Genomic DNA, 24,657 nt, shown 5'->3' on the forward strand with positions numbered 1-24,657 from the left:
TGGTCGGCCGACCCATGGCTGAACGAGGAGCGTGCACGTGTTCAACCGGACCAGTCTGCAGGCCGCTGCAGCCCTTGCGTCCATATCCCTGGTATCCGGATGCAGCCTGTTTTCGGACGGTGAATCCACCGGGGAGCAGAGAATCGTCGTCGGCACGACGAGTTCTCCCACCACGCTTGATCCGGCAGCCGCTTGGGACAATTCCTGGGAGCTGTACCGAAATGTCTTCCAGACGCTGGTGAGTTTTCCGACCGGCAGTACGACCCCGCAGTCCGATGCCGCCGACTGCAAATTCTCCGACACCGCCAGCCGGATCTTCGAGTGCAAGCTCGTCGACGGCCTGACGTTCTCGAACGGGCACAAACTGGACGCCAAGGCGGTCCAGTACTCCATCGAGCGCATCCGTACGATCAACGCCGACGGTGGCCCCAACGGGATGCTCGGCTCGCTCGACAAGATCGAGACCGTGGACGACCGTACGGTCGTCTTCAAGCTGAACAAGCCCGACGCGACCTTCCCCTTCGTTCTCGCGACGCCGGCCATGTCCCTGGTGGACCCGGCCGAGTACCCCGCCGACAAGCTCCGTGAGGACGGCAAGCTCACCGGCTCCGGTCCTTACGTCCTCGACGAATACGTCGAGGGCGACAAGGCCGAGCTGACCAAGAACCCCACCTACAAGGGGTTCGCGGACCGCAAGAACGGCGGCGTGACCATTCGGTACTTCAAGGAGTCCGAGGCCATGGTCACCGCGCTGCGGGAGGAGGAGATCGACGCCACCTACCGGGGTCTCACCGCCGAGGAGGTCGTCGAACTCCAGGAGGACACCCCGGCGAACGAGAAGCTCCAGCTCGTGGAGTCGACCGGCGCCGACATCCGCTACCTCGTCTTCAACGCGCGGAACTCCACGGTCGCCAAGGAGCCGGTCCGCAAGGCGATCGCCCAGATCGTCGACCGCGAGGAACTGGTCGACAAGGCGTACAAGGGCACGGCCGAGCCGCTGTACTCCATGGTCCCCAAGGGCATCGCCGGGCACACCACGGAGTTCTTCGACGCCTTCGGCGAGCCCAGCGTCACGAAGGCCAAGTCGATCCTGCGCGAGGCCGGGATCACCAAGCCGGTCGAGCTGACCTTCTGGTACACCACCGACCGGTACGGCTCCGGCACCGCGCTCGAGTTCACCGAGCTCAAGCGGCAGCTGGACGCGTCGGGGCTCTTCAAGGTGACCCTGCGCAGCAAGCCGTGGAAGGAGTTCGCGGCCGACTACCAGAAGGGCGAGTACCCCGTCTTCGGTCGCGGCTGGTTCCCCGACTTCCCGGACGCGGACAACTTCATCGCCCCGTTCGTCGGCAAGCAGAACGCGCTGGGGACGCCGTACGTGAGCCCCCGCATCACCGACGAGATCCTGCCGAAGTCGCGGCGCGAGAGCGACCGCGGCGCCGCCGCCGAGGAGTTCAAGGAGGCGCAGGAGATCATGGTGGACGACGTCCGGCTCCTCCCGCTGTGGCAGGGCAAGCTCTACATCGCCGCCGGTGAGGACATCGCGGGCGGCGAGCGCGCGCTCGACCCGCAGACCGTCATGCAGATGTGGGAACTCAGCCGCAGGACCAGCTGGTAGCGGCATTGTCAGTGGCCCCCGGTAGGTTCTTCAGCACGTAAGAAGACATGGCCTACCGGAGGTTGTTGACGTGACCGACACCGACATGCTGCCCGAGTCCTGGCGCGGCGTCCTCGGCGACGAGCTGCAGAAGCCGTACTTCAAGCAGCTCACCGAGTTCGTCGAGGAGGAGCGGGCGAAGGGGCCGGTCTACCCGCCGCGCGACGAGGTCTTCGCGGCCCTCGCCGCCACCCCGTACGACAAGGTGAAGGTCCTGGTCCTCGGCCAGGACCCGTACCACGGAGAAGGGCAGGGGCACGGCCTCTGCTTCTCCGTCCGGCCCGGTGTCAAGACCCCGCCGTCCCTCCGCAACATCTACAAGGAGATGAAGGAGGAGCTCGGGCACCCGGTGCCGGACAACGGCTATCTGATGCCGTGGGCCGAGCAGGGTGTGCTGCTGCTCAACGCGGTCCTCACCGTCCGCGCCGGCGAGGCCAACTCGCACAAGGGCCAGGGCTGGGAGAAGTTCACGGACGCGGTGATCTCCGCCGTGGCGTCCCGGCCGGACCCGGCCGTCTTCGTGCTGTGGGGGAACTACGCCCAGAAGAAGCTCCCCCTGATCGACGAGGAGCGCCACGTGGTGGTGAAGGGCGCGCACCCCTCGCCGCTGTCGGCGAAGAAGTTCTTCGGCTCCCACCCCTTCACCCAGATCAACGAGGCGATCGCGGCCCAGGGCCACGAGGCGATCGACTGGCGCATCCCCGACCTGGGCTGACGCCGCCGGGTCGCTCTCCGGGCGGGCGTCTGAGCCCGCCCGGCTGACAGGGCCCGCCCGGCGCCCGAGCCTGATCCGGTTCGGGGGTCGCTGCGGCTAGCGTCGGGTCTCCCGGACGGAGATCGCGTGGAGGCCGCAGTGACCGAGCAGCAGCAGATGTCGGACGACGGCGTCATGACCAGGATCGGTCAGACGACGATGCTGCTCCACGGCGGGGACCGGGAGGAGGCGCGCAATCGTTTCGGGGATCTGTGGGCGCAGATCGGTCCCGAGGGGGACCCCCTGCACCGCTGCACCCTCGCGCACTACATGGCGGATGCGCAGGACGACCCGGACGTCGAGCTGGCCTGGGACCTGCGGGCCCTTCTGGCGGCCGAGGAGCTCGGCGAGGAGCGGCCGGCCGAGCACGACTCCGCGGTCGCCCTGAGGGCGCTGTACCCCTCCCTTCACCTCAACCTGGCCGCCGACTATCTGAAGCTGCAGCGGCCCGACGCGGCCCGGGTCCATCTGGACCGGGCCCGCGCGGCAGCGGACACGCTGGACGACGACGGATACGGCAACGGCGTGCGCGCGGCGATCGAGCGCCTGGAGGTGCGGCTCCGCGCGCGATAGCCCCGGTGCCGGTCTCGCGTCCCGTACGTACCGCGGCAGATCCTGCCCTGGTCGCTGCCGGGGCGCCGGCATCCGTACGCTCACCGAACGCGCAGAGGTCCGCCCGGGAGCGGGGCGGCTCGGGGCACGTCACGCCGCCGCCGTCCCCCTCGGGCCGTCAGTCGCCCGTGGCTCCGTCGATCCGCTCGCGCAGCAGGTCCGCGTGGCCGTTGTGACGCGCGTACTCCTCGATCATGTGGGTGTAGATCCAGCGCAGGTTGAACGTCTCCCCGCTGCGGTGCTCGCCCTTGGCCAGATCGTCGAGGTGGTGCGCCGCGGCGAGCTCGCGGGCCCGTGCGATCTCGCCCTGCCAGGTCGCGTACGCCTCGTCCCAGGTGTCCGCCCCGGTGAGGTGGAAGGCGCGGTCGCGGTCCTCCTCGGTGCTGTAGATCCGCCCCGGCCGCTCTCCGGCCAGCACCCGCCGGAACCAGCCGCGTTCCACCTCTGCCATGTGGCGGACCAGGCCGAGCAGGCTGAGGTTCGACGGTGACGCGGAGGCGGTGCGCAGCTGCGGCTCGGTCAGTCCCTCGCATTTCAGGGCGAGCGTCCGGCGGTGGTAGTCCAGCCAGCCCTCGAGCATCTCGCGCTCGCCCGCGGTGGCCGACGGTTCGGTGCGTGCGGTGTGTTCCACGGAGGTCATGCCGGGCATCGTCGCCGGTGGCCGCGGTGAGCGCCAGGGGGCCCGGCGCGGATCAGCCGCCGAGCATTCCACGCAGCAACTCGTCGAAGCCGACGCGCAGTTCGTCCCGGCTCGGTACGGCGGAGTGGAAGGAGCCCGCGGCGCAGGAGAACATCAGCCCCTCGCACCAGGCGATCAGGGACAGCGCGTGCCGCTCGGGGGAGGGGGAGCCGGCGTCCGCCATCATCGCGATCAGCGGCCCGTGGAACGCCGCCCCCGCCGCGTCGAAGAACGTGCGCAGCTCGGGGCGGCGGGTGGCCTCCAGGGCGAGTTCGTAGCGGGAGACGAGCAGCGCGCGGTGGTCGGTGAGATACCGGTGCAGGGCGAGCGAGAGGGCGTCCACCAGGTCCCCGGCACCGGCGTCCGGGCCCGGCATCTCGTGCGGGGTGAGAACGCGGGCCTCCAGCTCGACCTGGCGGCGGACCGCCGTCTCCAGCAGCGCTTGGCGGGTGCGGGCGTGGTTGGAGGTCGAGCCCTGCGGCAGCCCCGCCCGCTCGTCGACCGCCCGATGGGTGAGCCCGCGCATCCCGCGTTCGACGAGGAGGTCGAGGGCGGCGTCCCCGATCCGCTCGGCGCGCGAGCCGGTCGCGGGGGGAGGGGCGGTGGCCGGGGAGTCCGGAGCGGCGGAGTCGGGGGCGGGCCGGGGGGTGCGTGCGGTCATGGGCACAACCTACTACCGGCCTGACTACACCTGTAGTACGTTCGAGGCGTCACTACAGCTGTAGTTTCCGAGGGAGCAGTCATGGAACAGCACCGTGCCGTCGTCATCGGGGCCGGCATCGGCGGGCTCACCGCCGCCGTCGCCCTCCACCGACGCGGCTGGAACGTCACCGTCCTCGAACGCGCCGCCGCACTCACCCCCGTCGGCGCAGGCATCGGCCTCGCCCCCAACTCCCAACGCGCCCTGGACGTCATCGGGCTCGGCGACCGCGTCCGTGAACTGTCCGCCTGGCAGGGCGACGGCGGAATGCGAGCCCCCGACGGCCGCTGGCTCGCCCGCACCAGCGCCAAGGCCGCCGCCGCACGCTTCGGCGGACCTCTCGTCCTGCTCCACCGCGCCACCCTCGTCGAGATCCTCCTCTCGGCCCTCCCTGACGGAGTCGTACGGACCGGGGTGGCCGCGTCCCTCGCCGACCCCGGCGGCGACGACAGGCCCGCCGTCGTCCGCACCCCCGACGGGGACATCGAGGCCGAACTCGTCCTCGGCGCCGACGGCATCCACTCCACGGTCCGCCGCGCCCTCTTCCCCGACCACAAGGGTCCCGAGTACTCCGGCTTCACCACCTGGCGCGTCGTCGTACCCGCCCCCGAACGCCCCTTCCCGCCGCACGAGACCTGGGGCCCCGGCCGCCTCTGGGGAACCCAGCCCCTCAAGGACGGCCGCACCTACGCCTACGCGATGGCCGCCGCCCCCGAAGGAGCCCGCGCCCCCGACGACGAGAAGGCCGAACTCCTGCGCCTCTTCGGCGACTGGCACCACCCCGTGCCCGAGATCCTCGCCGCCGTCGATCCCGACGGCGTCCTGCGCCACGACGTCCACCACATGCCCACACCGCTGCCCGCCTTCCACCACGGGCGCGTCGCACTGCTCGGCGACGCCGCGCACGCCATGGAGCCCACCCTCGGGCAGGGCGGCAACCAGGCCATCGAGGACGCGATCGTCCTCGCCCACCACGCAGGCCCGGGACTTCGCCCGAGCCGGTCACTCGCCGCGTACACCGCCGACCGGCTGCCGCGCACCACGGCGATCGTCCGCAAGGCCGCCCGGACCGGCCGGCTCGCCCTCCTTGCAGCCCCGCCCGCCGTCGCCCTGCGCAACGCGCTCATCACCGCCGTCTCCCGCTTCGGACCCGGCCTCGTCCTGCGCGGGTTCGACGGCATCGCGGACTGGCGGCCGCCGTCGGCCGCCGACCGCGCGCGAGTAAGCTGACCGGCGCTTACGACAGATCACCCAGCGCTAAGGGAGACCCCGTGAAGGTCGGCTGCATCGGACTCGGCGACATCGCGCAGAAGGCATATCTCCCGGTCCTCGCCGCCCTCCCCGGGGTCGAACTCCATCTGCAGACACGGACGGAGGCCACCCTGGAGCGGGTCGCCGAGACCCACCACGTGCCGGCCGTGCGGCGCCACAGCGACCTCGACTCACTGATCTCCGCAGGCCTCGACGCCGCGTTCGTACATGCGCCGACCGCCGCGCACGCCGAGATCGTCACCCGGCTCCTCCAGGCCGGGGTGGCGACCTATGTCGACAAGCCCCTGGCGTACGAGTACGCCGAATCCGAGCGGCTCGTGGAGCTGGCCGAAGACCGCGCGGTGAGCCTGGCCGTCGGCTTCAACCGCCGCCTGGCACCCAGCTATGCGCAGTGCCTGGACCATCCGCGCGAACTCATCCTCATGCAGAAGAACCGGATCGGACTGCCCGAGGACCCGCGCACCCTCGTCCTCGACGACTTCATCCACGTCGTCGACACCCTCCGCTTCCTTCTGCCGGGAGAGGTGGAGCACACGGACGTACGGGCCCGGATCCGCGACGGACTCATGCAGCACGTGGTGCTCCAGCTCTCCGGCGACGGATTCACCGCCATCGGGATGATGAACCGGATGAACGGTTCCACCGAGGAGATCCTGGAGGTGTCGGGCCAGGACACCAAGCGTCAGGTCCTCAACCTCGCGGACGTCGTGGACCACAAGGGCCAGCCCACCGTCCGGCGACGCGGGGACTGGGTGCCGGTGGCCCGCCAGCGCGGCATCGAACAGGCCGTCCTCGCCTTCCTCGACGCCGTACGAGCGGGCAGGCAGCTCAGCGCCCGGGACGCTCTGTCGACCCACGAGCTGTGCGAGCGCGTCGTGCGCGAGGCTCTGATGCAGGCCTCCTGAGCGCGCCCATGCCCTCGGCGGCGCACAGTACGGCGAGCACGGTCAGGGCGCCGTACAGTGGCCAGTCGCCGAACCGCGCGTAGCCCGTGGTCGTCCGCGCGAGGGGCACGTCGTAGACGGCCGCCGCGCTGCGGTCGGTGTCCAGCGTCGTACCGATCCGACGCCCGTCGGGGCCGTACACGGCGCTCACGCCGGTCAGCGTGGCGTGCACCATCGGACGGCCGGACTCCGCCGCGCGCAGCGCCGCGAGCGAGGCGTGCTGGGCGGGCGCCCAGCTGTGCTGGAACGTCGAGGTCGCCGACTGGGCGATCAGCACGTCCGCGCCGTCGCGGGTCAGGCGGCGTGACATGTCGGGGAAGGCCGACTCGAAGCAGACCAGCGGCCCGATCCGCAGCGCCGCGTCGGCTCCGTCGGCCGGAAGGCTCATCACCACGGGCTCGGTGCCACGCCGCCGGTCCTCGCCCGCCGCCTTGCCGACCGATGTCGCCCAGCCCAGGACCGGGCGCAGCGGGATGTACTCGCCGAACGGCACGAGCCGCATCTTGTCGTAGCGGTCGCCGGTGGGACCCTGCTCCCCGATCAGCACGGCGCTCTTGAAGATGCCCGGCCGGTCGGAGCGGCGGGCGTCCACATTGACGAGGATGGGCGCGTCCACCGCACGGGAGAGGGCTGTCAACCGGGCCGTGAGGTCGGGGCGGGTCGCCAGATCGGCGCCGACGCTGCTCTCGCCCCAGACGACCAGATCCAGGTCCTGGCCGACCAGTTCACGCGTCAACTCCTCGCCCCGCGCGAACCGCCGCTCGGCGCCACCGGATCCGTCGTACACGCCCGGCTGTACGACGGCGATCCGCGCCGTCCCCTGCTCCCGAGGTGGCCCGGCACCCCACCAGACCACGCCCACCGTGAGCGCGCACACCACGAGTCCCACCAGGGCCGCCATCCGAACGGCGGCCGCCGACACCACGAGAAGCGCCACGGCCGTGTTGACCGCCACCACCAGCAGGGAGACGAGCCAGACGCCGCCGACGGAGGCCAGCCGCAGTGCCGGCGCGACCTCCCACTGACTCGCGCCCAACAGACCCCACGGCCCGCCCAAGGCCTCCCAGGAACGGACCAGTTCGATCAGCAGCCAGCCGGACGGGACGACCAGGAGCGCGGCGGCGGCACGTGTTCCGGACGGCCCGTCCCCGAGCATCGCCCGCACCAGCCACCCCCAGGGCACCCACAACAGACCGAGCAGCGCGGCCAGTACGAGAAGGAAGACGTGCAGGCTCGGCATCAGCCAGTGGTGCATCGCCACCATGAAGCCGATACCGCCCAGCCAGCCCTCCAGGGCGGCACGGCGCGCGGTGGGCGCGGTACGGAGCAGCAGCAGCCACGGGACGAGGGCGACGTAGGCGAACCACCAGAGGGCGGGCGCCGGGAAGGCGAGCGCGGGCAGGGCGCCCGCGACGACCGCGAGCGCGGCGCGGGCGCCGCGATGCGGTGTCTGCGGGGTGCGGGACCGCGCGCCCTCGGACGGCCCGCCCCCTGCGGGGGCTCCGGCTCCCGCGCCTGCCCCGTCCTCGGCTGCCGTACGTGTCCGGCGCGGGCGCCGGGAACCGGCACCGGGCCCGTGCTCCGCGCCGGTGCCGCGCCTGCCGAACGCAATTCCCACGCAGCGCCTCCAGGTGTCGCCTCCAGTGTGCGCCGCGCACCCCCGGCCCCGCCCCTAGACGCGACGCCACTTCTCCCGTACGACGACCGAGTGGAGCCGCCATCCGTCGTCCGTCCGGAGCAGGGAGAACGTGTAACGGCCGCCGCAGACGAAGTCCTCGCCCGACTCGAAGCGCATCGGGTTCACATAGTCGGCCCGGACCTCGGCCGAGTCCCCCGAGTAGCCGCCGAGGTCCTGAATGGTCACCCGGCGATTCACGATCAGGTGCTGGCGCACCGGGAAGAGCCGCATCGTCTCCTCGAGCCAGTCGGCGACCTCGGCCGCCGGGCCCTCGACACCGCCGGAATCGCGGTAGTCGGCCCTGCCGTCGCGCGTGAACAGCGCCCGGTAGCCCGTCCAGTCGGAGTCGTCCACGGCCACCGCGTACCCGGTGACGAGGTCGTCGATGGCAAGCCGGTCCATCACGGTCGCGAGATCCACGCGCTGTGTCATCGGCACAGTGTCGGGCAGGGGGAGGCGCGGGGCCAAGAGCCGTGCGGCGAGGGCGTGGTCGGATCCCGGTCATACTTTGCGTCATGCGCATCGACATCGATCCCGCCCTGAGCGACCGGAACACCTTCTACCGACTGCTCACCGCCACCGTCGTGCCCCGGCCCATCGCCTGGATCTCCACGACCTCGGCCGACGGGACCGACAATCTGGCCCCGCACTCCTTCTTCACGATCTCGTCGGTGACTCCGCCGGTGGTCCAGTTCACCTCGGTGGGCCGCAAGGACTCGCTGCGCAACATCGAGGACACCGGGGCCTTCGTGGTGAACTTCGCGCCCGAGCCGCTCTTCGAGCAGATCAACGCCACGGCGACGGACTTTCCGCGCGGGGTGAGCGAGTTCGACGCCTGTGGCGTGGAACGCGAGCCGAGCCTGCGGGTCAAGCCGCCGCGGGTGGCGCACGCGCCGGTGGCGCTGGAGTGCGAGCTGCACAGCACCCTGCGGATCGGGGACTCGACCGTCGTCTTCGGGCGGGTGGTGCACGCGGCCGTGGACGAGTCCGTGATGGTGGACGGCCACCCCGAGATCACGCTCATGCGCCCGCTGACCCGGCTCGGCCGGAACGAGTGGGGGACGCTCGGCGGAATCCAGGAGATCGCCCGGGTCCCGTACGACTCCCGGACGTGACGAGAGCGGTGCGCGACGCCTGCTAGGCGGCCTCCCACCGGTGGGGCCGGCCGCCGCGCCACTCCACCAGATGCGGATCGTCGAGGATCATGTCGGCGTCCTCGAGTCCGGCTCGGCGCAGGAACTCGACGAGGTCGGTGTCATTGTGCGCGAGGCCCACGATCTGCCCGCGGACGGTGACGCGCCGCCCGCCGTCGGGGGAGGGGCGGTGGATGACGATGGGTGCTTGCCAGGCCATGGTTCCAGGGTGCGACGAGCCCCCGGATCCCGCCCGGCGGATCCCGCCGGGCGGTGGAGAGGCCCGCGCGGTCGGGAGGCCCGGTCCGTGGAGAGGCCCGGTCCGTGGAGAGGCCCGGTCCGTGGAGAGGCCCGGTCCGTGGAGGGGCACGGAACCAGTTCACACGGGGTGTGAACGGAACGCCTCGACACGGCGGGTGCGCACGCTCGCCGCTCTCCCCTCCCCGGCGGGAGGATCGTCGCGTCCCTTCGGTAGGGGCGCACCAGAGAAGAGCCGCCGGAAAACCCCCCGAGTCCGGCGACCCGTCCCGATCGGCGCGGAACCCGGTCCCCACCCGAACGGACATGAGCCCGTCCGCGCGCCGGCGGTCGATCGACCACCGGCGCCCGCGGACGGGCTCCGGTCTGTGCGAGGCCCGAGGTCAGTGCCCGGACTCGCCCGCGTGGGGGCTCAGGACATCCGTGCCGACAAGGATGAACAGAACGATGCCGAGCAGGATCCGGTAGATCACGAACGGCATGAAGCTCTTGGTCGTGATGAACTTCATGAACCAGGCGATCACCGCGTATCCGACGACGAACGCGATGATGGTCGCGAAGATCGTCGGACCCCAGGACACATGGCCCTCGCCGGCGTCCTTCAGCTCGTAGGCGCCCGAGGCGAGCACCGCCGGGATGGCCAGCAGGAACGAGTACCGGGCCGCCGCCTCGCGGGTGTAGCCCATGAGCAGACCGCCGGAGATCGTCGCGCCGGAGCGGGAGACGCCGGGGATCAGGGCCATCGCCTGGCAGACGCCGAAGATCAGGCCGTCCTTCACTCCGAGGTCCTTGAGCGTCTTGCGCTCGCGGACGACGCGGTGCCGCCCGCCGATCTCGTCGCGGGCGGCGAGGCGGTCGGCGACGCCGAGGACGATGCCCATCACGATGAGGGTCGTGGCGATCAGCCGCAGATCACGGAACGGGCCCTCGATCTGGTCCTTGAGCGTCACGCCCAGCACACCGATCGGGATCGAGCCGACGATGACCAGCCAACCCATCTGGGCGTCGTGGTCGCTGCGCATGGACTTGTCACGCAGCGAGCGGAACCAGGCGGAGACGATCCGCGCGATGTCCTTGCGGAAGTAGATCAGGACGGCCGTCTCCGTGCCGATCTGGGTGATCGCGGTGAAGGCCGCGCCGGGGTCCTCCCAGCCGGCGAAGGCTGCGGTGAGGCGGAGGTGCGCGCTGGAGGAGATGGGAAGGAACTCCGTCAGCCCCTGGACGAGTCCGAGGATGAATGATTCGAACCAACTCATGGGGCTAGGGCCGTCCCGAATGTGCTCGTGCGGTCAGAAAGGGCGGTCGGATCGGAGATCCACCGCCGGTCGCTGCGCAGCGTACCGTCCCCGGATGAAGGCCCCGATCTCAGGTCTCCACGGGGCCGGTCGTCGTCCATCCCGGGGTTCGCACATGGTGGGTCAGGCTCGCCGCGTCCGCCTCGTCACCGCAGCAGGCGCACACGACGCGGGGGCTGAGGATCTCGCCGCAGCTGTGCTCCAGGACCACCGGACGGTCCTTCTCGTTCAGGTGGCGGTCGCCCCAGGCCATGAGCGTGAGCAGCACCGGCTGCAGCTCCTGGCCCGCCGGAGTGGCCCGGTACTCGAAGCGCCGCGGACGTTCGCTGTACGGCACCTTCTCCAGGATTCCGGCCTCCACCAGGCGCTTCAGACGGGCGGTGAGGATGTCGCGTGGGGCACCGGTGTTCCGCGCGATCCGGTCGAAGCGGCGGACGCCGAGCGAGATCTCGCGCAGGACGAGCAGCGAGTACTTCTCGCCGACGAGGGTGAGGGCGTCGGCGATCGAGCAAGGGCGGGGGGCTGCCTTCATGGGCTCAGCCTAAGGCAGGTCGAGGAGAGGGTTTGAGAATCCAACCGACTGGGCTATGTTACTGCCAAGTGTTGGATCCAGTTTTCCAACTCACCAGGTGATCGAGGAGCCGTCATCATGCGCGACGCCGTCATCGTCGAAGCAGTCCGCACGCCCATGGGCAGGGGGAAGGCGCACGGCGCCCTGGCCGAGGTCCACCCCGTCGCCCTGCTCTCCCACACCCTCGGCGCGCTGATCGAACGCACCGGCATCGACCCCGCCTCCGTCGACGACGTCATCGGTGGAACGGTCGACCAGGTCGGCGAGCAGGCCATGAACACCACCCGCTATGCCTGGCTGGGCGCGGGCTTCCCCGATTCCGTGCCCGCCACCACCGTCGACCGGCAGTGCGGCTCCTCCCAGCAGGCCGTGCACTTCGCGGCCCAGGGCGTGCTCTCGGGGGCGTACGACATCGCCGTCGCCTGCGGGGTCGAGTCCATGAGCCGCGTCCCGATGTGGTCGAACGTGCCGCCCGGAGCGGACCCCTTCGGCCCCGGGGTCGCCGAGCGGTACCCCGAGGGTCTGGTTCCGCAGGGCATCAGCGCGGAGCTGATCGCCGCGAAGTGGTCGATCGGGCGCGAGGCGATGGACGAGTTCGCCGCCGCCTCGCACACGAAGGCCGCCCGGAGCTGGGAGTCCGGTCTCTTCGACGCCGAGGTCGTCCCGTACGGAGACGTCCGCCGCGACGAGTCGGTGCGGCCCACGACCACGCCCGAGGTCCTTGCCGGGCTCCGGCCCGCGTTCCAGGACCCGGTCTTCGCCGAGCGATTCCCGCAGATCGACTGGTCGGTGACCGCGGGCAACAGCAGCCCGACCAACGACGGCGCCTCCGCCGTGCTCGTGATGGCGGCGGACACCGCGGAGCGGCTCGGGCTCCGCCCGCTGGCCCGCCTGCACAGCTTCGCGGTGACCGGCTCCGACCCGCTGCTGATGCTGACCGGCGTGATCCCGGCGACGGAGAAGGTGCTGCGCAAGGCCGGGCTCGGCCTCGACGACATCGATCTCTTCGAGATCAACGAGGCGTTCGCGAGCGTCGTGCTCGCCTGGCAGCAGGAGACCGGCGCCGACCCGGCCAAGGTCAACGTCCACGGCGGCGCCATCGCGCTCGGCCACCCCCTCGGCGCCAGCGGCACCCGGCTGACGACCACCCTGGTCCACGCCCTGCGAGCCCGTGGCGCCCGGTACGGCCTCCAGGCGATGTGCGAGGCGGGTGGCCTGGCGAACGCGATGATCGTCGAGGCGCTCTGAGGGGCCTCGCGGCGGGCATACGGGCGGGGCCGCCTCCCGCGGGCCGGCGAAGCGCGCCGGCGCCACGGCCCGGTGAGCGGCTCGGCGCCTTGGGCCAGGGGTGCACGCGGGCCCGGTGAGGCGGCTCGGTGCCTTGGGCCAAGCGTCCACGCGGGGCCGGCGCCGGGCCAGGCGTCCACGCGGGGCCGGCGGCTTGGGTCAGGCGTCCACGCGGGGCCGGCGCCTTGGGCCAGGCGTCCACGCGGGGCGGGCGGCTGCGCCGCGCCGTCCGCCGGTCGGTCGGGCGCGTCGGGGCACGGCGTCCCGGCGTCCTCGTGGGGCCAGGAGTTGCCCCGCCCCACCGCTGCCCGGGGCCGGGCGCCCTACGGCACCCCCCTCCGCGCCCTAGCCCTCTCGCGAAGCTCCCACGCCCGCCAGCGGGCGGGGCTCGGTCCGCTGGGTCGGTTCAGCCGGGGCCGTCCGCAGGCCGTGGCGCTTGCGCCAGGCGACGGTCGCCGCGGCGAGGCCGGACACGACGATGAAGCCCATCGAGATCAGAAAGGCGGGCGAGGTCGGCGAGGCGGCCTCGCTGCCCGCCACCACGTACGCGGCTGTGTTGGGGATCGTGCCGATCGCCGTCGCCAGGAGGAACGGCGCGTACCCCATCCGGGAGACCGCCGCGCAGTAGTTGGCGGCGGCGAACGGCACCCCGGGGAAGAGCCGGATCGCCAGCATCGAGCGGAAGCCGTGCCGGCTCAGTTGCCCGTCCGCCGCCTTCAGCCAGCGCCCCCGCAGCAGCGGCCGCAGCGCGCCCTGCCCCAGAACGCGCCCCAGGGTGAACGAGATTCCCGCCCCCAGGACCGTCCCGGCCACCGCCGCCGCCAGTCCCGCCTGGGCGCCGAAGAGCGCACCCGCCGCCAGGTTCAGGATCGGCCGCGGTACGAAGGCGGCCGTGCACGCCCCGTAGGCGAGTCCGAACACCACCACCGCGCCCGCGCCGCTCATCTGCGGCGGCCAGCCCGCCGACAGCAGCCGCTGGGGCTCGTACAGCACCACGGTCGTCGCCGCTGCGGCGAGGAGCACCGCGAGCAGGGACAGCCGCGACCAGGGCGACAGCAGAGCCCGGGAGCAGCGCAGTGCGAGGGAGCCCGGCGGCCGGGTGACGGGGTCGAGCATCCGGGGAGAGTAACCGACGGACACATGTGATCGCCGTAATGTCCGTCATCGGCCGTACTCTGGGCCGCATGACGACCGCCGTGCCCGCTGGGCCCGCCGTGCCCGACAGCGCTCTCGCCGACAGCGTGCTCGCCCGCCTCACCGAGCTCTATCCGACGGCCGGCGATCCCTTCCGGGCGCAGGAGATGGTCGCGTACATGAAGGGTGTCGCCCCCTTTTTGGGCATCCGCACCCCCGAGCGGCGCGCCCTGTCCCGGACGGTCCTCGACGGCACCCCGCGCCCCGACGAGGCCGACTGCGCCGCCGTCGCGCTGCGCTGCTTCGCGCTCCCCGAGCGCGAGTACCACTACTTCGCCGTCGACTACCTGCGCCGGCACGTCAAGCGCTGCTCCTCCGGCTTCCTGCCCGTCGCCCTTCGGCTTGTCACCACCGAATCCTGGTGGGACACCGTCGACCTCCTCGCCGCCCATGTGGTCGGTGGGCTCGTCGCGGCCGATCCGGCGCTCGCCGCGCGGATGGACGAGTGGATCGAGGACGACGACCCGTGGGTCGCGCGCTCCGCGCTGCTGCACCAACTCACGTTCAAGGACGGGACCGACAGCGAGCGGCTGTTCGCGTACTGCCTGCGCCGGGCCGGCGACACCGACTTCTTCCTCCGCAAGGCGATCGGCTGGTCCCTGCGCGAGTACGCGAAGACCGGCCCCGACGAGGTCCGCGCGTTCGTCGAGGAGAACCGGGACCGCCTTGCCCCGCTCTCCGTACGCGAGGCGCTCAAGCACCTCTGAACTCGCCTGCGGCAGAAAATCGTTCGACGGCGACCGGCTCGTCACGGGATGATCGTGGACATGTTCCGGTACGCCTTCCTCGAAGCACGGCCCGCAGTCGCGGCCGCGCCGAAGGCTGCCGTCGCGCCCGTCGCCGCCGCTGCGTTCGCAGCCGCCGCGCTCGCGGCCGTCGCACTCGACGGCGCCCGAAGCTGACCCTCCCCGGCTCGTCCGGCGGACCCCACAGGGGGAGGGTCGGTCCGGCCCCGGGGTCCCCTCACACGCTTCGAGCTCAAGGAACGAGCGAACCATGTCCAAGACGGCATACGTGCGTACCAAGCCGCACCTCAACATCGGCACCATGGGCCACGTCGACCACGGCAAGACCACCTTGACCGCCGCCATCACCAAGGTCCTCAGCGAGCGCGGGACCGGCAGCCCCACTTCCTATGTTTCGTTCGCCCAAATCGACCGCGCGCCCGAGGAGGCCCAGCGCGGCATCACGATCAACATCGCGCACGTCGAGTACGAGACCGACACCCGCCACTACGCCCATGTCGACATGCCCGGCCACGCCGACTACGTCAAGAACATGGTCACCGGCGCCGCCCAGCTCGACGGGGCCATCCTCGTCGTCTCCGCGCTCGACGGGATCATGCCGCAGACGGCCGAGCACGTCCTGCTCGCCCGCCAGGTCGGCGTGGACCACATCGTGGTCGCGCTCAACAAGGCCGACGCGGGCGACGACGAGCTGACCGACCTCGTCGAGCTGGAGGTACGGGAGCTGCTGACCGCACACGGCTACGGCGGCGACTCCGTTCCCGTCGTCCGGGTGTCGGGGCTCAAGGCCCTTGAGGGCGACCCGCGTTGGACGGCGGCGATCGAGGCGCTGCTCGACGCGGTGGACACCTATGTACCCATGCCCGTGCGGTACGTGGACGCGCCCTTCCTGATGTCCGTCGAGAACGTCCTCACCATCACCGGCCGCGGCACCGTCGTCACGGGCGCCGTCGAGCGCGGGACGGTGCGGGTCGGCGACCGCGTGGAGGTGCTGGGCGCGGAGACCGAGACGGTCGTCACCGGGGTCGAGACGTTCGGCAAGCCGATGGAGTCGGCCGAGGCCGGCGACAACGTCGCGCTCCTGCTGCGTGGTGTCGCTCGTGACTCGGTCCGCCGCGGGCATGTGGTGGCGGCGCCGGGCAGCGTCGTACCGAGTCGGCGGTTCACCGCGCAGGTCTACGTCCTGTCGGGCAAGGAGGGTGGTCGCACCACCCCCGTCTCGACCGGCTACCGGCCGCAGTTCTACATCCGGACCGCGGACGTCGTCGGCGACGTCGACCTCGGTGAGACGGTGGTCGCGCGCCCGGGCGACACGGTCACCATGACCGTCGAACTCGGCCGTGACGTCCCGCTGGAGGCGGGACTCGGCTTCGCGATCCGTGAGGGCGGCCGTACGGTCGGCGCCGGCACGGTCACGAACGTCGGCTGAGCGCCCGGTCGGGTAGAGGCCCGCATTCCGCACCCCGCGGAATGCGGGCCCAACTCCCTTTGCCACACTCGGATCATGACGCGGACAGCACTGGTTCTGGGTTCGGGCGGAATGACGGGCGCGGGCTGGGCGACGGGCGTGCTGCACGGCCTGGCGGAGGCAGGGACCGACCTGTCCACCGCGGATCTGATCATCGGCAGCTCGGCGGGCGCGGTCGTCGCCACACAGCTCGCCTCCGACACGTCCACCGTCGCGGAGCTGTACGAGAGCCAGCTGGACGACGGTCCCGGAGAGCCGGCCGGCCGCCTCGGCGCCGGAACGATCCTCCGCTACGCGATCGCCGTTCTGACCTCCCGTACCCCCGAGGCGTACGGGCGCAAGCTCGGCCGGCTCGCGCTCGGAGCCACGACGGTCGACGAGGCCACGCGCCGTGACACCATCGCCCGCCGCCTCGCTCCGGTGGTCCGGTGGCCGGAGCGCCGGCTGCTCGTCACGGCCGTCGACGCGCTCACCGGCGAGCTCAGGACGTACGACAAGGACGGCGGCGCCGCGCTCCTCGACGCCGTCACCGCGAGCTGTGCCATTCCGGGGCTCTGGCCGCCCGCCACCATCGACGGACGTCGCTGGATCGACGGGGGAGTTCACTCCACCTCCAACGCGCACCTCGCCGCCGGGTACGACAGCGTCGTCGTCATCGCGCCCAGTGGATCAGGCAGCAAGATCATCATCTCCCCGGCCCGCCAAGGCGCGGCGCTCGCCGCGGCGGGCGCCCGGGTCGAGGTCATCACCCCGGACGCGGACTCCAAGGCGGCCTTCGGCCGCAACCCCCTCGACCCGAGCCGCCGGGGCCCCGCGGCCCGCGCCGGACATGCCCAGGCCGCGGCCCACGCGGAGGCGGTCCGGGCCCTGTGGGCACAATGAGAGCGTGAACGAGCAGATACCCGTCATCCGGGACGTCGACCGGGGAACCGCCAAGCTCATGCCCGATGTCGACCGGGACCGGGCCTGGCTGCTCACCGTCGACGGCGCGCCGCAGTCCTACGTGGACCTCGACGAGCCGACCCATCTCGAGTTCGAGTACGCCCGTCGGCTCGCCCATGTGGTCGACAGCTTCGCCGACGAGGGCGCGCCTCTCGCCGTCCTGCACCTCGGCGGCGGGGCGCTCACCCTGCCCCGCTACGTGGCCGCGACCCGCCCCGGCTCCCGCCAGGACGTGGTCGAGGCCGACCGGGGACTTCTCGACCTGGTGACGGAACAGCTCCCGCTGCCCGACGGCGCGGGGGTCGCCCTGCACGCCGCGGACGCCCGGGGCTGGCTGGAAGCCGCGCCCGACGCCTCCGTGGACGTGCTGATCGCCGACGTCTTCGGCGGCTCGCGTGTACCCGCCCATCTGACCTCCGTCGAGTACGCGCGGGAGGCCCGGCGGGTGCTGCGCCCGGGCGGTGTCTACGCGGCCAACCTCGCCGACGGTGCGCCGTTCGCCTTCCTCCGCTCCCAGCTGGCGACGTTCGCGGGCGTCTTCACGGAGCTGGCCCTGATCGCCGAACCGGCCGTGCTGCGTGGCCGCCGCTTCGGCAACGCGGTCCTCGTCGCCTCCGACCACGAGATCGACACGGCCCGTCTGGCCCGGCGCGCGGCCGGGGACGCCTTCCCCGCGCGCGTGGAGTACGGAGCCACCCTGACCCGCTTCACGGGATCCGCCCGCCCCGTGAACGACACGGACGCGGTCCCGTCCCCCGTCCCGCCGGACGGATCCTTCAGCATCGGCTGACCCCTCCCGCGAGCCTCAGGCGCCCGGGTGCGCCGTCGGGGTCGCCACGGCCGTGCTCGGTGCGGCGGTCTTCGCGGGGGCGGCGGAACCGCCCACCTCCTTCGTACGCCGCCTCAGGTTCCGGACGTCCGGGACCAGCAGGACCAGGGCCGTCACCACCACGATCAGCGTCGCCGAGCCCCACAGCGCCCCACTGCGGCCGAAGAGGCCCTCCGCCGGGCCCGCGAGCGCCGTGGACAGCGGCAGCATGGCCGTCGAGCCGAACCAGTCGTACGCGGACACCCGCGACAGCTTCTCCTCCGGGATCTCCTGGTGCAGCGTCGTCATCCACGCCACGCCGAACACCTCGATCGCCACACCGCTGACGAACATCGCGGCCGAGAGCCCCACCACGTCGAGCGGGACCGCGAGCGCCGCCGACGGCAGGGCGATCGGGAACACGCCCAGGGTGCCCACGAGCAGCATCCGGCGGGGTTTCCAGCGCATCATCAGCAGCGCGCCTGCGAGCGTGCCCACTCCGAAGAAGGCCAGGGCGATTCCCCAGGGCCTGGCACCGCCGAGCTGGTCCCGGGCCACCAACGGCCCGTAGACGGACTCCGCCGCGCCGACGAGCGCCACGACGATGGAGAACTGGGCCACGATGGACCACAGCCAGGGCCGTCCGATGAACTCGTGCCAGCCCTCGCGCAGATCGGCGAGCAGGCCGCCTCCCGCCTCGCGCTTCGCGATGTGGCTGACGTCGAGGAAGGCGCGCATCGCGCCGGCGACCGCGAAGGCCGCCGCGTCGATCGCGAGGACCCAGCCGGGGCCGACCGCGGCGATCATCGCGCCGCCGAGCGCCGCGCCGCCGATGCCGGCGCCGTGCATCGCCATCCGGAACAGGGCGAAGGCACGACTGACCTGCTCGCCGCTGACGCTGGACATCAACATGCCCTCGGCCGCCGGGTTGAAGAACGCCTGGCCCGTTCCGCACAGCGCGGTCAGCACCATCATCTGCCACAGCTGCGGGTCGCCCGTGAGGACGAGCACGGCGAAGACGCCCTGGGAGACGAAGTTGAGGGCGTTGGCGGCGACCATCACCCGGTGCCGGGGTATCCGGTCCGCGACCGCGCCGCCGATGAGCAGGAACAGCACGAGCGGGACGATGCGGGCCGCCGCCACCAGGCCCACGTCACCGCCGTCCCCGCCGGACTCCATCACGGCGAACGCCGTCGCGATCAGGGCACCGTGGGTGCCCAGGTTGGTGACCATCGCGGCGGCGGTCAGCAGCAGATAGTTGCGCCCCGCCCACTCGGGACGGCGGGAGAGCAGCGGGGGGCGGGGGGAGGCGGCGGGAATTCTCACTCCGGGACTATCCCCGTCGCCGCCGCCTCCTGCCAAACCGATATCCGGACGACCTCGCCCGGTACGGCCTCCGTCAGGACGAGGCCGGGGCCAGTCGCACCGTCGAGAGGATCTGCTGGATCGTCGCGTCCGGCAGCTCGTCCTTGACCCCGTCGGCCGCGTAGAGCACGAACGACGAGAAGTCACCGGCGGAGTTCTTGAAGGAGAACGCGATGGACTTGCCGTCCGACTCGCACTTGTTCCGCTTCTTGATCCCCGGGGCGGTGGCCGTCGACATGCTGCCGACGAGCCCGGACTTGGTGGTGAACGGCACAGCCTTGGTGATCTTGATGGTGCCCTTGGGCATGTGCTGCGCGTAGCCCGCCCACACCCAGTTGCCGGCCTCGTTGAACGCCGCTTCCTCGGTGTTCTTCGCGCCCTGGCCGCCCTTGGTGCCCGCGGTGCTCAGGCCCCAGGTCTCCTCGGTGCCGTTCTTGTCGGTGTCGAACGTGCACCACTTGCTCTTGAAGCGCGCGGGCGCGGACATGGTGACGACCGGCGAGCCGTCGCCCTTCTTCTCGTCCTCGAAGAAGGTGATCGAGCCGGGCTTCAGCAGCTCCCACTCCGGCGGTACGTCGAAGAGCGTGCCGTACTTGGGATTGTGGACGACCTTCCAGCCCGGGATCGTCGGCTGCTGCTGGGCGTCGTCGCGCGGGTTGTCGATCGGAGGCGACGACTGCTGGTTGCCGGGGGCCGACGAGGACGTCGAGGGCTTCGGGTCGCCGCCGGCATCGGTCTTCTTCTCGTCGTCCTTGCCGAGGACCAGGAACCCCGTGACGCCGGCGGCGACGACCACGGCGGTCGCGGCGACGATGGCGATGATCGTCGTCTGCTTCTTCTTGCCGTCACCGGGACCGCCCGGCTGCGGCGGCGCGCCCGGCACCTGGTACTGCGGCACGGTCGGCTGCTGGTACGGGTTGGGCTGCTGGTACCCAGGCTGGGCCGGCTGCGTCGGCGGCTGCTGCGGATAGCCCGGCTGCGTCGGCGGCTGCTGAGGGTATCCGGGCTGCTGTTGGTACCCCGGCTGCTGATAGGGGTTCGGCTGCTGGTAACCCGACTGCTGGTACGGGTTCTGACTCTGGTCCTGCGGGTTCTGCTCGCCCCCGGGCGGCTGCTGTCCTGGCCACATGGCCAGTAACCATAGAGGTGTGGCGGGAACCCTGCTACGCCCGCCCCCATGCGGGTGCGCGGAGGCGGGGATGGCCTTCTCTGCTACTCGCGGGTAACATCGCGCCATGAGCGCAGACCAGATGTCCGTCGGCGAGATGCTCGCCGCCACGGTTCCCATGGCCAGGACCCTCAACCTCGAGTTCCTGGAGACCACTTCCGAGCGTGCCGTCGTCCGCCTGCCGGACCAGGCCGACTACCACAACCACGTCGGCGGCCCGCACGCCGGAGCCATGTTCACGCTGGCCGAGTCCGCCAGCGGTGCCATCGTCCTGGCCGCCTTCGGCGACCAGCTGAGCCGCGCGGTGCCGCTCGCCGTCACCGCCGAGATCGGCTACAAGAAGCTCGCGATGGGCGTCGTCACGGCCACCGCCACCCTCGGCCGCCCGGCCGCCGACGTCGTCGCCGAGCTCGACGCCGGCGCGCGCCCGGAGTTCCCTGTCCACATCGCGATCACGCGCGAGGACGGTGCGGTGACCGGCGAGATGACGGTCGTCTGGACCCTGCGCCCGAACGCCTGACACATCGCCGCGAGCCGCCCCCGCACGCCAATTCGGGTGCGGGGGCGGCCGTGTCGGCCGGAATGCGACGAAAAAATGACAAGCTGTCACGCATAGTGCGCTCACCGCGTATACGCGGCATCCGCCTTGTGCGAAGGAGCAGCGCATTGTCAGACGCCGATTCCCGTGAGCCGAAACCGCCGGCCCACGGCCCCGAGGCCGACCCGACCCGCGAAGCGGGCGCGCGTCGCGCACGCTCCGGACCGGCGCGGGCCCATGCCGAGGGACGTCTGCCGCGTAGGACCGCTCTGTGGTTGCTCGGCGGGGCCGTCGCCGCCGCTGCAGCCGTGGCCGTACCGGCACATGCGAAGCCGGCACACGCGAACCAGGCGCGACCCGACCCGGCGCGACCCGACCCGGAACGACCGAACCCGGCGCGCCGCCGGGTCGAGCGGGTCGACGAACTCCTCGCGGCGCTCACGCTCGAGGAGAAGGTCTCCCTGCTGCACGGCGCCGCCGACCCGAAGGGCCTCGGCCAGGCCGGATACGTACCCGGTGTGGCGCGGCTCGGCCTGCCGCCGCTGCGGCTCGCCGACGGCCCGGCAGGGGTGCGCGTGAAGCTCGCCGCCACCGCTCTTCCCGCGCCCGTCATGCTCGCCGCCGCGTTCGATCCCGACCTCGCCCGCGCCTACGGCGGGGTCATCGGCCGTGAGGGACGCGCGCTCGGCCAGGACGTGCTGCTCTCCCCGATGGTCAACCTGATCCGCACGCCGTACGCGGGACGGAACTTCGAGACCTTCTCCGAGGACCCGCTGCTCTCCGCAGACCTCGTCGCCGAGGAGATCCGCGGCATCCAGGACGAGGGTCTGATCGCCACGGTCAAGCACTTCGCCCTCAACAACCAGGAGAAGGACCGGACGACCCTCGACGTACGGGCCGACGAGCAGACCCTCCACGAGACCGAGCTACGCGGCTTCGAGGCCGCCGTCGCCGCCGGCGTGGGGTCCGTCATGGCCGCGTACAACAAGGTCGACGGTGTGTACTCCACCGAGAACGCGGCGCTCCTGACCGATGTGCTGCGCACCCGCTGGGGCTTCGACGGCTGGGTGATGAGCGACTGGGGTGCCACGCACAGCACCGCGCCCGCCCTCGAAGCCGGACTCGACATGGAGATGCCGAGGGGCGCACGCTACGGCGACGCGCTGAAGAAGGCGGTGCGGGACGGACTGGTGACCGAGGCGACCGTCGACCGGGCCGTGCGCCGCATCCTGTCCGTACGGGCGCGGTTCGGCCTCCTCGACGAGGCCACCAGGCCGGACCGGGACGCGGCGGCGGGCGCCGCCGTCGCCCTGCGCGTCGCCACTGCCGGAGCCACCCTGCTGCGCAACAAGGGTGGGATGTTGCCGCTCACCGGCCCCGCCGCTCGCTCGCTCGCCGTCATCGGCCCCACCGGCACGCTCCCCTTCGTCAGCGGCGGCGGCAGCGCCTTCGTGGTCCCCGACTCCGCCGTCCGCCCCCTCGACGCCATCCGGGACCGGGCCGGCGCCGACGCCACCGTCACCTACGCTCTCGGCGAGGACCTCTTCGGCCGGCCGCTGCCCGCCACGGAGCCCCCGACCGACCTGGAGAACCGCACCGTCGCCGCCAAGGCCACCTGGACCTACGAGGGCACCCTCACCGTCTCCGAGACCGACCGCTGGACCTTCCATCTCCACCACAGCGGCGCCCGGCCCCTCGTCACCCTGGACTCCACCGAGCTCTTCCCCGTCGTCCCGGGCGCACCCGAGCAGCTCCCGGGAGGACTGCTGAGCCGCGCTCCGGACGGTCTCTCCGTCCGCCGCGACACCGTCGAGCTCACCGCGGGCACCCACCGCCTGACCGTCACCGCCCGCGGCGGCGCCGGCGGCCAGGTCCTCCGGCTCCGTGCGATCAGCGACTCCCAGCGGGAGGAGGACTTCGCGGAGGCCGTCGGTGCGGCCCGCGCCGCGCGGAGCGTCGTCTTCTTCGCGTACGAGGACGCCACCGAGGGCCAGGACCGCACGAGCCTGGCGCTACCCGGCAACCAGGAGACCCTGATCGACGCGGTGACCGCCGCCAACCCCCGTACGACCGTCGTCCTCAACACGTCGTCCGCCGTCACCATGCCCTGGCTGGAGAGCAGCGCCGCCGTGCTGCAGATGTACTACCCCGGGCAGGAGGGCGCCGCCGCGACCACGGCCGTCCTCTTCGGCGACGCCGACCCCGGCGGACGGCTCACCCAGACCTTCCCCGCCGCCGAGGACCGGCACCCCACGGCGGGCGACCCGCTCCGCTACCCGGGGCGGGACGGGATCCAGGAGTACAGCGAGGGCGTCCACGTCGGCCACCGCTGGTACGACGCCAAGAGGGTGGAGCCGCTGTTCCCCTTCGGGCACGGGCTCTCGTACACCACGTTCCGGTACGACGGCCTGACGGTCGAGGCCGCCGACGACGGCGGACTCGCGGTCACCTTCACCGTGCGGAACACCGGCGGCCGGGCCGGGATCGAGGTGGCCCAGGTCTACCTCGGCCCCTCGCCCCACCTCGCCGCGCTCGGCGTCGACCAGCCGCGCCGGATCCTGGCCGGGTACCGGCGCCTGGAGCTGGCGCCGGGTGAGCGGCGTCGTGTGACCGTGCCCATCGCCGCCCGCACCCTCTCCTCCTGGGACATCGCACGGCACGACTGGGTGCTCGGGACGGGCCGGCGCCCGGTCGTGGTGGGAGCCTCCTCACGTGATACCCGGCTTCGCGCGGAGGTCGTGGTGAGACCCCTGTGACCAGGTAGGCTGCCTCGGCGTGCGCGACGCGGCGCGCGCCTCGACACGGGAGGAATCCGCGTTGCACGTCCAGGAGTGGCTGGAGACGATCCCCGCGGTCGCCGTCTACGCGCTGGTGGGAGTGGTGATCGGGCTGGAGAGCCTGGGCATCCCGCTGCCCGGCGAGATCGTCCTCGTGAGCTCGGCCCTGCTGGCCTCGCAGCACGGCGACATCAATCCGTACGTCCTCGGCGCCTGCGCCACGGCCGGCGCGATCATCGGCGACTCGATCGGGTACGCGATCGGCCGCAAGGGCGGGCGGCCGTTGCTCGCCTGGCTGGGGAAGAAGTTCCCGAAGCACTTCAGCGAGGCCAACATCGGGCTGGCCGAGCGGTCCTTCGAGAAGTGGGGCATGTGGGCGGTCTTCTTCGGCCGCTTCGTCGCTCTGCTGCGGATCTTCGCCGGACCGCTCGCGGGTGTGCTGAAGATGCCGTACTGGAAGTTCGCCATCGCCAATGTCTTCGGCGGCATCCTCTGGGCGGGCGGCACGACGGCCGTCATCTACTCGGTGGGCATCGTCGCCGAGGCCTGGCTCAAGCGCTTCTCCTGGCTCGGCCTGGTGCTCGCCGTCGTGGTCGGCCTCTCCTCGATGCTGATCCTGAAGAACCGCGCGAAGAAGGCCGCAGCCAAGGCGGAATCCTCGGCCGAACCCGCCCCGGAGCCCGTCCCGGCGACCGTCGCGGACTGACCGGGCCGGAGACTTCGCCGTGTCCGCTCCGCCGCTCTCAGTCCTCGAAGGCCTCGGCGTGGCCCTTGGCCAGGTGCAGGTACATCTCCGCGTTGAGACGGATCCCGG

At 71.9% G+C, this 24,657-nt stretch carries 25 protein-coding genes; 15 read left to right on the plus strand and 10 right to left on the minus strand.

Annotated features, from left to right (window positions below):
* Positions 1 to 37: 37 nt before the first annotated feature.
* The 3 genes from ACZ561_RS00335 (at position 38) to ACZ561_RS00345 (ending at position 2,981) form a co-directional block, all read left to right on the plus strand.
* Positions 38 to 1,615 (plus strand): ABC transporter substrate-binding protein, encoded by a 1,578-nt coding sequence (locus ACZ561_RS00335; RefSeq protein WP_470987672.1) that lies wholly within the window; start codon positions 38 to 40, stop codon positions 1,613 to 1,615.
* Positions 1,616 to 1,685: 70 nt separating this feature from the next.
* On the plus strand, positions 1,686 to 2,369 hold the full coding sequence (ung, locus tag ACZ561_RS00340) for a uracil-DNA glycosylase (RefSeq protein WP_376432570.1): 684 nt from the start codon (positions 1,686 to 1,688) through the stop codon (positions 2,367 to 2,369).
* Between the two features lie 138 nt (positions 2,370 to 2,507).
* Entirely contained in the window at positions 2,508 to 2,981 is a 474-nt protein-coding gene (locus tag ACZ561_RS00345; protein ID WP_470989983.1) for a hypothetical protein, read from the plus strand.
* Positions 2,982 to 3,138: 157 nt separating this feature from the next.
* On the opposite strand, the gene ACZ561_RS00350 is transcribed toward ACZ561_RS00345, so the two are convergent.
* Entirely contained in the window at positions 3,139 to 3,669 is a 531-nt protein-coding gene (locus ACZ561_RS00350; RefSeq protein WP_470987675.1) for a DinB family protein, read from the minus strand.
* A gap of 43 nt (positions 3,670 to 3,712) precedes the next feature.
* Complete coding sequence (locus ACZ561_RS00355; protein WP_470987678.1) at positions 3,713 to 4,360, minus strand: TetR/AcrR family transcriptional regulator; 648 nt, start codon at positions 4,358 to 4,360, stop codon at positions 3,713 to 3,715.
* 81 nt (positions 4,361 to 4,441) lie between these two features.
* Between ACZ561_RS00355 and ACZ561_RS00360 the strand changes: the two genes are divergently transcribed.
* Both ACZ561_RS00360 and ACZ561_RS00365 read left to right on the plus strand, forming a co-directional pair.
* Positions 4,442 to 5,629, plus strand: coding sequence for an FAD-dependent monooxygenase (locus ACZ561_RS00360; RefSeq protein ID WP_470987681.1), 1,188 nt, complete (start codon positions 4,442 to 4,444; stop codon positions 5,627 to 5,629).
* 41 nt (positions 5,630 to 5,670) lie between these two features.
* Entirely contained in the window at positions 5,671 to 6,576 is a 906-nt protein-coding gene (locus tag ACZ561_RS00365; protein WP_470987683.1) for a Gfo/Idh/MocA family protein, read from the plus strand.
* Here the strand turns inward: ACZ561_RS00365 and lnt are convergent.
* Together lnt and ACZ561_RS00375 are read right to left on the minus strand one after the other, a co-directional pair.
* Entirely contained in the window at positions 6,500 to 8,233 is a 1,734-nt protein-coding gene (lnt, locus tag ACZ561_RS00370) for an apolipoprotein N-acyltransferase (protein WP_470987686.1), read from the minus strand. The two genes, ACZ561_RS00365 and lnt, sit on opposite strands and share 77 nt — an antisense overlap.
* A 54-nt stretch (positions 8,234 to 8,287) precedes the next feature.
* On the minus strand, positions 8,288 to 8,725 hold the full coding sequence (locus ACZ561_RS00375) for a nuclear transport factor 2 family protein (RefSeq protein WP_470987689.1): 438 nt from the start codon (positions 8,723 to 8,725) through the stop codon (positions 8,288 to 8,290).
* Between the two features lie 83 nt (positions 8,726 to 8,808).
* Here ACZ561_RS00375 and ACZ561_RS00380 point away from each other — a divergent pair, with 83 nt between their 5' ends.
* Positions 8,809 to 9,408: a flavin reductase family protein gene (locus ACZ561_RS00380; protein WP_470987691.1), complete on the plus strand. Its 600-nt coding sequence runs from the start codon at positions 8,809 to 8,811 to the stop codon at positions 9,406 to 9,408.
* Positions 9,409 to 9,430: 22 nt separating this feature from the next.
* Here the strand turns inward: ACZ561_RS00380 and ACZ561_RS00385 are convergent, their stop codons facing one another.
* The 3 genes from ACZ561_RS00385 to ACZ561_RS00395 form a co-directional block, all read right to left on the minus strand.
* Entirely contained in the window at positions 9,431 to 9,646 is a 216-nt protein-coding gene (locus ACZ561_RS00385) for a hypothetical protein (RefSeq protein ID WP_329123203.1), read from the minus strand.
* 421 nt (positions 9,647 to 10,067) lie between these two features.
* Positions 10,068 to 10,940 carry an undecaprenyl-diphosphate phosphatase gene (locus ACZ561_RS00390; protein WP_376432589.1) on the minus strand — a complete coding sequence of 291 codons (873 nt, stop codon included), beginning with the start codon at positions 10,938 to 10,940 and terminating at the stop codon, positions 10,068 to 10,070.
* Positions 10,941 to 11,049: 109 nt separating this feature from the next.
* Positions 11,050 to 11,511, minus strand: a complete 462-nt coding sequence (locus tag ACZ561_RS00395; protein WP_470987694.1) for a winged helix-turn-helix transcriptional regulator — start codon at positions 11,509 to 11,511, stop codon at positions 11,050 to 11,052.
* A gap of 117 nt (positions 11,512 to 11,628) precedes the next feature.
* Here ACZ561_RS00395 and ACZ561_RS00400 point away from each other — a divergent pair, with 117 nt between their 5' ends.
* Positions 11,629 to 12,798: a thiolase family protein gene (locus ACZ561_RS00400; protein ID WP_470987697.1), complete on the plus strand. Its 1,170-nt coding sequence runs from the start codon at positions 11,629 to 11,631 to the stop codon at positions 12,796 to 12,798.
* A gap of 384 nt (positions 12,799 to 13,182) precedes the next feature.
* Here ACZ561_RS00400 and ACZ561_RS00405 read toward each other — a convergent pair whose 3' ends face one another.
* Positions 13,183 to 13,953 carry a TVP38/TMEM64 family protein gene (locus ACZ561_RS00405; protein ID WP_470987700.1) on the minus strand — a complete coding sequence of 257 codons (771 nt, stop codon included), beginning with the start codon at positions 13,951 to 13,953 and terminating at the stop codon, positions 13,183 to 13,185.
* 68 nt (positions 13,954 to 14,021) lie between these two features.
* Between ACZ561_RS00405 and ACZ561_RS00410 the strand changes: the two genes are divergently transcribed.
* The 5 genes from ACZ561_RS00410 to ACZ561_RS00430 all read left to right on the plus strand — a co-directional run bounded on the left by ACZ561_RS00410 (position 14,022) and on the right by ACZ561_RS00430 (position 17,977).
* Positions 14,022 to 14,738: a DNA alkylation repair protein gene (locus ACZ561_RS00410; protein ID WP_470987703.1), complete on the plus strand. Its 717-nt coding sequence runs from the start codon at positions 14,022 to 14,024 to the stop codon at positions 14,736 to 14,738.
* 60 nt (positions 14,739 to 14,798) lie between these two features.
* Positions 14,799 to 14,933, plus strand: coding sequence for a hypothetical protein (locus ACZ561_RS00415; RefSeq protein WP_329123215.1), 135 nt, complete (start codon positions 14,799 to 14,801; stop codon positions 14,931 to 14,933).
* Between the two features lie 94 nt (positions 14,934 to 15,027).
* A complete protein-coding gene (tuf, locus tag ACZ561_RS00420; RefSeq protein WP_470987706.1) occupies positions 15,028 to 16,206 on the plus strand; it encodes an elongation factor Tu in 1,179 nt (392 codons plus the stop codon).
* 75 nt (positions 16,207 to 16,281) lie between these two features.
* A complete protein-coding gene (locus ACZ561_RS00425) occupies positions 16,282 to 17,127 on the plus strand; it encodes a patatin-like phospholipase family protein (RefSeq protein WP_470987708.1) in 846 nt (281 codons plus the stop codon).
* Between the two features lie 4 nt (positions 17,128 to 17,131).
* Positions 17,132 to 17,977, plus strand: coding sequence for a spermidine synthase (locus tag ACZ561_RS00430; RefSeq protein WP_470987710.1), 846 nt, complete (start codon positions 17,132 to 17,134; stop codon positions 17,975 to 17,977).
* Positions 17,978 to 17,992: 15 nt separating this feature from the next.
* On the opposite strand, the gene ACZ561_RS00435 is transcribed toward ACZ561_RS00430, so the two are convergent.
* Positions 17,993 to 19,321 (minus strand): MFS transporter, encoded by a 1,329-nt coding sequence (locus ACZ561_RS00435; protein WP_470987713.1) that lies wholly within the window; start codon positions 19,319 to 19,321, stop codon positions 17,993 to 17,995.
* A gap of 73 nt (positions 19,322 to 19,394) precedes the next feature.
* Positions 19,395 to 20,489, minus strand: coding sequence for a DUF8017 domain-containing protein (locus ACZ561_RS00440; RefSeq protein WP_470987716.1), 1,095 nt, complete (start codon positions 20,487 to 20,489; stop codon positions 19,395 to 19,397).
* Positions 20,490 to 20,595: 106 nt separating this feature from the next.
* On the opposite strand from ACZ561_RS00440, the gene ACZ561_RS00445 reads away from it, so the two are divergent.
* The 3 genes from ACZ561_RS00445 (at position 20,596) to ACZ561_RS00455 (ending at position 24,549) form a co-directional block, all read left to right on the plus strand.
* Entirely contained in the window at positions 20,596 to 21,048 is a 453-nt protein-coding gene (locus tag ACZ561_RS00445; protein ID WP_329123227.1) for a DUF4442 domain-containing protein, read from the plus strand.
* A 146-nt stretch (positions 21,049 to 21,194) separates the two neighbouring features.
* Entirely contained in the window at positions 21,195 to 23,822 is a 2,628-nt protein-coding gene (locus ACZ561_RS00450) for a glycoside hydrolase family 3 C-terminal domain-containing protein (RefSeq protein WP_470987720.1), read from the plus strand.
* A gap of 61 nt (positions 23,823 to 23,883) precedes the next feature.
* Positions 23,884 to 24,549, plus strand: a complete 666-nt coding sequence (locus ACZ561_RS00455) for a DedA family protein (protein WP_470989986.1) — start codon at positions 23,884 to 23,886, stop codon at positions 24,547 to 24,549.
* Positions 24,550 to 24,657: the final 108 nt, after the last annotated feature.

The sequence above is a fragment of the Streptomyces sp. NPDC039609 genome (assembly GCF_055596705.1).